The following is an 8632-nucleotide window of genomic DNA, read 5'->3' on the forward strand; positions in this document are numbered from 1 at the left end:
ATCGGGATGCCATCGAATCCGTCCGGCGAAGGGAGGGTACTCCCCTTCCGCAGCGCCCTTCGGGGATTCCGGCGCTCCGTCCGGCGCGCTCGCCCCAAGGCGGATCGGCGAGCTCGCCCGGACGGCGCCCGGCGGTGCCGCGGGCAGGTCGTTCGTCGCACCCGCCCGGCCGAACTTCGGCGCGTTTCCGCTCCATGCCGAGACTCTATCGCCTATCGGCCTTCGACGACTTCGGTCGGATCGCCCGTTTCGTGCTCGACGATCTGAAACCGGAGAAAATCGTGGATCGCATCGAGCGCGTCGGGATCGCCGGTCGAGAGTCTCACCCGCCCCCCTCCGGCGATATCTTCGTACCGATACCGGATCACCGAGGCTCGGCGCTTCATCGTGGCCGTCCCGGGAGGGATTCCGTCGTGCACGAACATCGGGATCGAGAAATTCCCGGCCGCGAACATTTTCCGGATGTGAGCGAGATGCTTCCGAATCTGTCCCCGGCTGTCTTCGTCGGCCGGGTCGTTGGCCGTTACCTCGATCGAACCGCCGTCGGCGCACAGCCGAAAATGATGGGTCGTCTTCGCCTGGGAGAAGCCCATCCCTTCGTCGGCCCGGCTCGCCGAGGAGCCCGCATGGCCGTGCGCCGCGGAATCGCCGGCGGCCATCGGACAGTCGGCGTGCCCGCGGGAGCCCTTCGCCGCCATCGGGCGATCGTGGAGGGCGCCGGCCGCGAGCGCGCCCGCGGCCGGCGCCAGGAGAGCGCCCGTGAGGAGCAGGGTTCGGGTGTTCATCAGACCTCCTTTTCCGTTCGCATCGAGTCCGACGGAACCAACCCTAAACCACGGAGCCGGCTCCACGGTCAAGACCCTTTTTTGCCCTCCCCACGAATTTCCGCCGGTTTTCGCTTTCCGTGCTAAGATCCCCCCTGGCCTCGCCCCGGCATTCGCCGGTATTCATGCGCGCGACGCCAATTCCGTCGAGGGTGGATGGACCAGGAAAATCCCGGAAATTCTGCGAGCGGTGTTCCCCGAAAATCCCGTCGCCGGAGACGAGGCCGCCGCCGCCGCGGCGGCGGAGGCGCGGGAGCTCCGCCGGGCGCTCCACAAAACGACGAGGCTTCCGCGCCCTCGGAAGCGCGGCACGCGCACGGCGTCGAGTCGGAAGCGGCCGGCGTCCTCTCGCTTCCCGAGAAGGGATCGGGCGTGCTCGTTTCGGCGAAGAACAACTACCTCCCGACGGCGCACGATCCCCTCGTCCCGCGGGACCTCGCCGAGCGCGAGGGGCTGCAGGCCGGCGTCACGATCACGGGCCGCGTGAGCGGCGGCGGACGTCCCACGCTCCTCCGCGTCGAGACCGTCGAAGGGCTCCCGCCCGAAGAATTCCGGAAGCATCCCGCCTTCACCGAGCTCATCTCCGTCGATCCCCACACGCGGCTGCGCTTCGAGACGGAACCCGACGAGATGTGCGGCCGCGTCGTCGACCTCGTGAGCCCGATCGGGCGCGGCCAGCGGTGCCTCATCGTCGCCCCGCCGAAGACCGGGAAAACGACCCTGCTCAAGCGCATGGCTCAGGCGGTCTCGAAGAACCATCCCGACGTCGAGCTGATGGTGCTCCTCGTCGACGAGCGCCCCGAGGAAGTGACGGATCTGAGGCGCTCCGTGCGCGGCGACGTCATCGCGTCCTCGTCGGACCTCTCCGCGCAGAACCACGTCGCGGTCGCCGAGATCGTCGCCGAGCGCGCCCGGCGGCTCGTCGAGTGCGGCAAGCACGCGATCATCTTCCTCGACTCGATCACGCGCCTCTCCCGCGCTTACAACCAGATGCAGAAGGGGCAGGGAAAGATCCTCTCGGGCGGTATCGACGCGCGAACGATGGAGAAGCCGCGCCGCTTCTTCGGCGCCGCGCGCAATGCCGAGAACCACGGGTCGCTCACGATCATCGCCACCGCGCTCGTCGACACCGGCTCGCGCATGGACGAGGTCATCTTCCAGGAGTTCAAGGGAACGGGGAATACGGAGATCCTCCTCGACCGCGACCTCTTCGAGCGGCGCATCTTTCCCGCGATCGTCATCCAACAGTCCGGAACGCGAAAAGAAGAGAAGCTCTATACGGCCGAGGAGCTCCCGAAGATCCACAAGCTCCGCCGCGCGCTCGCCGGCGCCCACAAGGTGCAGGCGATGGAATTGCTGCTCGCGCGTCTCCAGAAGTTCCGCACCAACGCCGACTTCCTCAAAAGCTTCTAGACCGTCGCGGGAGCTGGCTCGGGGACCGGGAGTGCGTGACGACGGCAGGTCCTTTCGCTGCGCTCAGGATTACGTGTTTCGCGCTCACATCCGTGAGCGCTCCTCACGCCAGCGAACGAGCGGCTCGACCGCGCCCGCCGTCACCCTGTCGCCGGCGCTCCGGCTCCCGCGGCGCGAGTCGTCTCGCGCAGCGATTGCGCGAGACTTTGTCCCGCCGCGAAGGGCACCGGCAGCCGCCCGGACAATCGCCATCTGCGCCGTACGGAAGCGCGGAAACGCTCGCCTAGAACTTCTGTTCCGCGAGCCGGCAGAGCTCTTCCAGTCTCTCGTCCGTCAGGGCGTCGGCGAGACGCACGAGCCTTCCCATGACGTGCGGCCGGCGCAGCAGGCGCGCGGCGACGTCCCCGGGGATTCGCCCCGCGGTCGCGAGGAGGTCGTCGGGGTCGATCATCAACGTCCGCGCGATCTTCGCGATCGTCCGCTCGCTCGGCGGGGGCACGTGGCTCCGCTCGATGCGCGACAGGTAGGAGGGGCTCACGGCGACGAGACGCGCGAGCCGTCGAAGGCTCAGCCGCCGCGCCTCGCGGAGCCGCCGGAGCCGGTCCCCGAATTCGCCGTTCGCCGCCTGCGGCGGGCCCCACGGCGTCATTTCCGCGACCGCCACGCCGGGCTCATCTCCGGCGGTCTTCAATGGACCGAAACGCACGACGCGCCCCGCTCGGGTTCCGCCATGTACTTCCCCACTCTCCCGGTGAACCGGCGACCGCCGGTCGACCGTTCCTGATCGAGCGGGAACAGCAACGCCGCTGCCACGCCGCGACGGGACCTCCGATGCGAATCGGGAAACGCGCGACACGAAAGCCCCCGCCTTTACAGTGACTTTCGCGTGCTTCGGAGCGTCCGCAAGAATCTGACAGCGGCGCGAGCGGATGAGCGGCGTCCTGTCGATGGGACGGAGTGTGATCGAGAAGCGACAACCGGGCGTCGCGATCAGCCATGCACGCGCGTCTCCCCGGCACGGCCGGCCGACGGCACGAGCCTCACCGAGAGAATCGAGCGCAGATCCTCGAGCGTCCGAACCCGCCGCGTGTCGATGTCGACCTCGGACAGGCGGGTGATCAGCGCTCGAACGATCGCCGAGGATCCCAGCGCCGCTCCGCTCGATCGCCGGATCGTGGCCGACACGAACTGGAGCGCCGCGAGCGTCTCGTTCGGAAGCCGGACGGTGATCGCCCGCCGCTCGTCGAGCGGAGACCCGGACGCATCGTGCGCGTCTTCTCCGCCTCTCACGGCCGTCCTCCCCCGATCCGGGGGACCGCCGCGTCGGGCACTCCACGAAGCCATTCTTTCAGATGCGTCTCCGACCGCACTCCGGCGGGAGGAGCTCCCCGCCGGTCGAGAGCCGCGACGAGCTCGCGGATCAACATCGCCTTCGTGAAACGGGCGCCGGAATCGCGGCGAAAGCGCGCGCAGAGCCGCTCGAGAAACTCGATCTGGGAAGCAGCGAGCACGAGCGAGGTCCGCCCTTTGGAAGAGTCGCCCGCTTCCGGCCGTTCGAAATCCGATCCGGTCTCCATCGTTTCAGGGTAGCGCCGGGAGCCGCCGCGAGGGTATTGAAATCGTGCGCCGCCGCCGCGCCTCGAAATGTCATATTCGTGTCTTCTTCACGGTTACTGTTGTTGTGACATGACACGGCTGTATGGCGTGTCGTGCAACAGGGAATGATCCGTGCGATTGGATCGTTCTCCGGCGCATTGATCCACCGTTCGCGTCCGACAACACTTCGTCCTTCGAATTGCACATCCGACGAGTGACGTAATGGTGGCAACGCGGTTGCTATTCGAAAGCGCCGTCGACCGCCGGTCGGCGACGCTCGAAAGCCAGAGCGCGGGACCGGGCACGGCGACGGACGAAGGCCCCATCGCGGGGCCGGGAAGGAGTCTCATGAAGGTTTTGAGGAGCCTCGCCATTTTCGCAATGGCGACCGGGCTCGCCGCGTCGATGTACGCGCAGGCGACGTCCGGAAACATCTACGGGTCCGTCAGCGACGAGCAGGGGGGCAAGCTCCCCGGAGTCGCGGTGACCCTCTCCGGCTGCGGCGCGCCGAGGAGCACGACGACGGGAGCTCAGGGAGACTTTCGTTTCCTGAACCTCGCGCCCTGCACCTACGCGGTGAAGACGGAGCTCTCCGGTTTCGCCACGGTCGAGCGCAACAACGTGGTGGTCAACCTCGGGACCAACACGGAGCTGGCGGTCTCGATGAAGATCGCGTCGGTGGCGACGACGATCACCGTGACGTCGGAGTCCCCGCTGCTCGACACCCGCAAGCAGTCGTCGGGCGCGAACTTCAGCCAGCAGGAGCTGAAGTCGATTCCGAGCGGCCGCGACCCGTGGGTCGTGCTGCAGCAGACGCCGGGCGTGCTCGTCGACCGTCAGAACGTCGGCGGCAGCCAGAGCGGCCAGCAGGACAACTACGTCGGCAAGGGCACCGACCCGTCGCAGAACGCCTGGAACGTCGACGGCGTGACGATTACCGACATGGCGGCGATCGGCTCGTCCCCGACGTACTACGACTTCGACGCCTTCCAGGAGATGCAGGCGACCACCGGCGGGACGGATCCCTCCGTCGCGGTCCCGGGCGTCACGCTCAACATGGTGACCAAGCGCGGCACCAACGAAGTGCACGGGTCCGCCCGCGTCTTCGACACGCCGCACCAGCTCGAGGCATACAACACGCGGACCGACTATCGCAGACAGCAGCAGGCGCTCCACGCGAATGCTGCCCAGAACCGCATCTTCAACATCCAGGACTATGGCGTGGAAGCGGGCGGACCGCTCTGGCCGGACAAGGCCTGGCTCTGGGGAAGCTACGGACGCAACCAGATCGACCTCATCCAGGCCTCGGGCACGACCGACAAGACGACGCTCGAGAACTTCGCCGGCAAGTTGAACATCCAGCCGATCGAGTCGAACTCGAGGACGGGGTTCTACTTCCGCGGCGACAAGCTGAAGTTCGGGCGCAACTCGGGCCCCACCCGCCCCCAGCCGACCTCGTGGGACCAGTCCGGTCCGACGACGATCTGGAAGGGTGAGGACTCGCAGGTCTTCGGACCGAACCTGGTCGTCGACGCCTCCTACAACTACGTGGGCGGCGGCTTCGGGCTCGCCCCCGAGGGCGGCATGGGCGTCACCCCCTACCAGAATGCACAGGGCGTCTGGCAGCGGTCGTACGTCGACTATCACACGTACCGCCCGCAGCACCAGGTCAACGCGAACCTCTCCGGGTTCTTCAACACGGGAAACATCGGGCACGAGCTCAAGTTCGGATTCGGATACCGCAACGTGGACCTCAAGTCGAACACGACGTGGGCGGGCACGGGAGCGATTCCGAGAGAGAACTTCGGCCTCGCGGTGCTCACCCGGCCCAAGCTCATCGCCGAGAACACCAAGTACTACGACGGCTTCCTGCAGGACACGCTGACGGTCTCGAACCTCACGGTCAACGTCGGCGTGCGGTACGACGAGCAGTACGGCAAGAACAACGCGAGCACGGCGCCCGGCCTCGGCTGGACTACTCTGCCGGGCTTCTGCGAGGGCACGCCGTCCGACGTCAACCCCTGCTTGCAGACCCTTCACTACGACGGCGGGAAGACCGACTTCAAGTGGAAGAACTGGGAGCCCCGTGTCGGCCTGACCTACGCCCTCGGCGCCCAGAAGAGCACCCTGCTCCGCGCGTCGTATGCCCGGTACGCCGACCAGCTCGGCCAGGGCACGATTGCCTTCGACAACCCGCTCGGATACTCCTACCTCTATTACTACCTGTCCGACGCGTACTTCGCCCGGGGCGATCACAACATCACGGGTCCCGGCGACCTCGCGGGCTTCTACTACGCCTACGGCGTCGATCCGAACAACCCGCAGTCGTCCGTCTCGAACAACATCATCAACCCGAACCTGAAAGCCCCGATCACGGATGAGTTCTCGGTCGGCGTCGACCACCAGATCTCGCCCGAGTTCGTGGCCGCCCTCTCCTACACGCACCGCAACCGCAAGAAGCTCACGTGGAGCCCGTACATCGGCCTCACCAGCGCCGACTATTCGCTGGTCGATCCCGGCCAGGAGGCCTTCGACACGAACGGCAACCCGCTCGGGACCACCGGGCCCCTCTACGGTGTCACCGCCGGCTACGGCGGCAATTTCGGCAAGTATTTGACCAACCGGCCCGGCTATTCGACGACCTACGACAACGTCGAGCTCCAGCTCACCAAGCGCCTCACCAACCGCTGGATGGCGCACGGCTCCTTCAGCTGGAACGACTGGAAGCAGAAGATCGGCTCGAGCGCCTGCCAGGATCCCACGAACACCCTGACGGCGAACGGCCCGGCCTGCGACGACGGGTCGATCGGCTGGTACGGCGGCGCCACCAACAGCGGCGCCTTCGGAAGCGTCTACATCAACAGCAAGTGGAATTTCAACGTCAGCGGTCTCTACCAGCTCCCGCTCAACTTCAACATCGCGGCGAACCTCTACGGGCGCCAGGGCTACCCGCTGCCCTACTACGCCCGCGAGAACCCGGGAGACGGTCTGGGCACGCGCAACATCCTCATCGGGAACCCGGACGACCACCGCAACTCGAATCTCTATGAGCTCGACATGCGGCTCGAAAAGGTCGTCCCGCTCTTCCAGAAGGCAGACCTGACTCTCTCGCTCGACGTGTTCAACGTTCTGAACTCGAACACGGTCCTGCAGAAGCAGATCGCCGGGAAATGCAACGATGCGGACATCTGCTCCGGCACCGCGACGGCCAACCGGATCTTCGAGATCCAGGCGCCCCGCACCCTGCGGTTCGGAGGCCGCTTGAGCTTCTAAACCGGCTCGGTTATCCTTCGGCCCCGCCGGGAATAAAGGCTCCCGGCGGGGCCTTTTTTCATTTGTGGAAAGGAAGTGCGATGTCCCTCAAGAAATGCGGCCTGCTTCTCCTCGTCCTGCTGTCGGCCTCCGCGCTTTCCGCGCAGGACTGGACCGGGATGGGGAGGCTCGAAGGGACCGTCAAGGATCCCGACGGAAAACCCATTCCCGACGCCACGATCTCGCTGCGGTGGACCGACGGAAAGGGCCCGGACGTCAAGACCAACAGCAAGGGGCACTGGGCCCGCATGGGGTTGAACGGCGGAATGTGGAACGTCGACATCGCCGCGCCGGGATTCCAGACGAAGAAGACCTCGTTCAACGTGTCACAGGCCGCCCGCAACGAACCGATCAACGTCACGCTCGAGAAGGCCGTTGCGCAGGAAGCGCCGCACGAGGAGCTCTCCGTCGGCGGGAAGAAGATCTCGAAGGAAACCGCCGACGCGATCGAGAAGGCGAACGTGGCGTGGAACGCGAAGAACTGGGCCGACGCCCGCGCGAGCTACGAGAAGGTCCTGACCGAGCTGCCCGACAACGAGGGGGTGCTCGAGCACCTCGAGTTCGCCTGCTACAACGCCAAGCAGTACGACGACGCCCTCCAGTACGCCCGGAAGGTCGTCGCGCTCGCTCCCGACAACACGAACAGCTGGCTCGTGATCGCCGAGCTCGAGCTCCAGAAGGGGAAGCTGGACGAGGGGAAGGCCGCGCTCGAGAAAGTCCCGGACGAGAAGATTCCGGACCCCGCGCCTTATCTCAACATGGGGATCAACTACTACAACAAGAATCGCAGCGCCGAAGCCGAGCAGTGGTTCACGAAGGCGATCACGAAGGCGCCGGAAAGCACGGACAACGCGGACGCCTACTACTACCGTGGGCTCGCGCGTTTCGCGGAAAAGCACATGGACGATGCGAAGGGCGATTTCGAGAAGTACCTCCAGCTCGCGCCGGCCGGATCCAATGCCGACACCGTCAAGGAGATCCTGAACTCGATGAAGCCGGGCAAGCCCGCGCGCAAATCGCCGCCCCCCCACCACGGATGAGCCTTTTCACCGCGCTCGGCGTCGGACCTCGTTGAAGAAGATCGTCCTCCTCCTGCTGGCAGCGACCCTCGCGGGCTGCCGCCGGCAGGCGGGGGAGAGCGTTCCCGCCGCCCGCGGGCGCGACGTCGTCCTGATCACGATCGACACGCTGCGCGCGGATGCTCCGGGATATGCCGGCAATGCCCGGGTCGCCACGCCGCAGCTCGACCGGATCGCGCGCGAAGGCCGGGTTTTCACGCAGGCCCACGCGCAGAACGTCGTGACCCTGCCGTCGCACGTCAACATCCTGACCGGGCTCTATCCGTTCCAGCACGGCGTCCGGGACAACGACGGATTCCGCCTCGATCCGAAGATCCCGACGCTCGCGACGTTCTTGAAGAAGCAGGGCTACGCGACCGCCGCGTTCATCGGCGCCTTCCCGCTCGACGCCCGTTTCGGCCTCGCGAA

8 protein-coding genes are annotated in these 8632 nt (G+C 66.4%); 4 read left to right on the forward strand and 4 right to left on the reverse strand.

Annotated features, from left to right (window positions below; translation table 11 throughout):
• Nucleotides 1-212: 212 nt before the first annotated feature.
• On the reverse strand, nucleotides 213-785 hold the full coding sequence (locus VKH46_04825) for a hypothetical protein (GenBank protein HKB70145.1): 573 nt from the start codon (nucleotides 783-785) through the stop codon (nucleotides 213-215).
• A 195-nt stretch (nucleotides 786-980) separates the two neighbouring features.
• On the opposite strand from VKH46_04825, the gene rho reads away from it, so the two are divergent.
• Nucleotides 981-2237: a transcription termination factor Rho gene (gene rho / locus VKH46_04830; protein ID HKB70146.1), complete on the forward strand. Its 1257-nt coding sequence runs from the start codon at nucleotides 981-983 to the stop codon at nucleotides 2235-2237.
• Between the two features lie 283 nt (nucleotides 2238-2520).
• On the opposite strand, the gene VKH46_04835 is transcribed toward rho, so the two are convergent.
• The 3 genes from VKH46_04835 to VKH46_04845 all read right to left on the reverse strand — a co-directional run bounded on the left by VKH46_04835 (nucleotide 2521) and on the right by VKH46_04845 (nucleotide 3814).
• Complete coding sequence (locus tag VKH46_04835; protein HKB70147.1) at nucleotides 2521-2901, reverse strand: helix-turn-helix transcriptional regulator; 381 nt, start codon at nucleotides 2899-2901, stop codon at nucleotides 2521-2523.
• Nucleotides 2902-3227: 326 nt separating this feature from the next.
• A complete protein-coding gene (locus VKH46_04840; GenBank protein ID HKB70148.1) occupies nucleotides 3228-3527 on the reverse strand; it encodes a hypothetical protein in 300 nt (99 codons plus the stop codon).
• Nucleotides 3524-3814, reverse strand: coding sequence for a hypothetical protein (locus VKH46_04845; protein HKB70149.1), 291 nt, complete (start codon nucleotides 3812-3814; stop codon nucleotides 3524-3526). The genes VKH46_04840 and VKH46_04845 overlap by 4 nt, the downstream gene beginning before the upstream one ends.
• Before the next feature lie 367 nt (nucleotides 3815-4181).
• On the opposite strand from VKH46_04845, the gene VKH46_04850 reads away from it, so the two are divergent.
• From VKH46_04850 to VKH46_04860, 3 genes are all read left to right on the forward strand, one after another.
• A complete protein-coding gene (locus tag VKH46_04850) occupies nucleotides 4182-7106 on the forward strand; it encodes a TonB-dependent receptor (protein HKB70150.1) in 2925 nt (974 codons plus the stop codon).
• An 80-nt stretch (nucleotides 7107-7186) separates the two neighbouring features.
• Nucleotides 7187-8185 (forward strand): tetratricopeptide repeat protein, encoded by a 999-nt coding sequence (locus tag VKH46_04855; protein HKB70151.1) that lies wholly within the window; start codon nucleotides 7187-7189, stop codon nucleotides 8183-8185.
• Between the two features lie 31 nt (nucleotides 8186-8216).
• Nucleotides 8217-8632, forward strand: a 416-nt coding sequence (locus VKH46_04860; GenBank protein HKB70152.1) for a sulfatase-like hydrolase/transferase, incomplete at its 3' end; no start/stop codon positions are given.

The sequence above is a fragment of the Thermoanaerobaculia bacterium genome, assembly GCA_035260525.1.
Classification (GTDB): Bacteria; Acidobacteriota; Thermoanaerobaculia; order UBA5066; family DATFVB01; genus DATFVB01.

Coding starts and splice junctions, on each gene's coding strand:
- VKH46_04825 (HKB70145.1), bottom strand. CDS start 785: ATGAACACCCGAACCCTGCTCCTCACGGGCGCTCTCCTGGCGCCGGCC.
- rho (HKB70146.1), top strand. CDS start 981: ATGGACCAGGAAAATCCCGGAAATTCTGCGAGCGGTGTTCCCCGAAAA.
- VKH46_04855 (HKB70151.1), top strand. CDS start 7,187: ATGTCCCTCAAGAAATGCGGCCTGCTTCTCCTCGTCCTGCTGTCGGCC.
- VKH46_04845 (HKB70149.1), bottom strand. CDS start 3,814: ATGGAGACCGGATCGGATTTCGAACGGCCGGAAGCGGGCGACTCTTCC.
- VKH46_04850 (HKB70150.1), top strand. CDS start 4,182: ATGAAGGTTTTGAGGAGCCTCGCCATTTTCGCAATGGCGACCGGGCTC.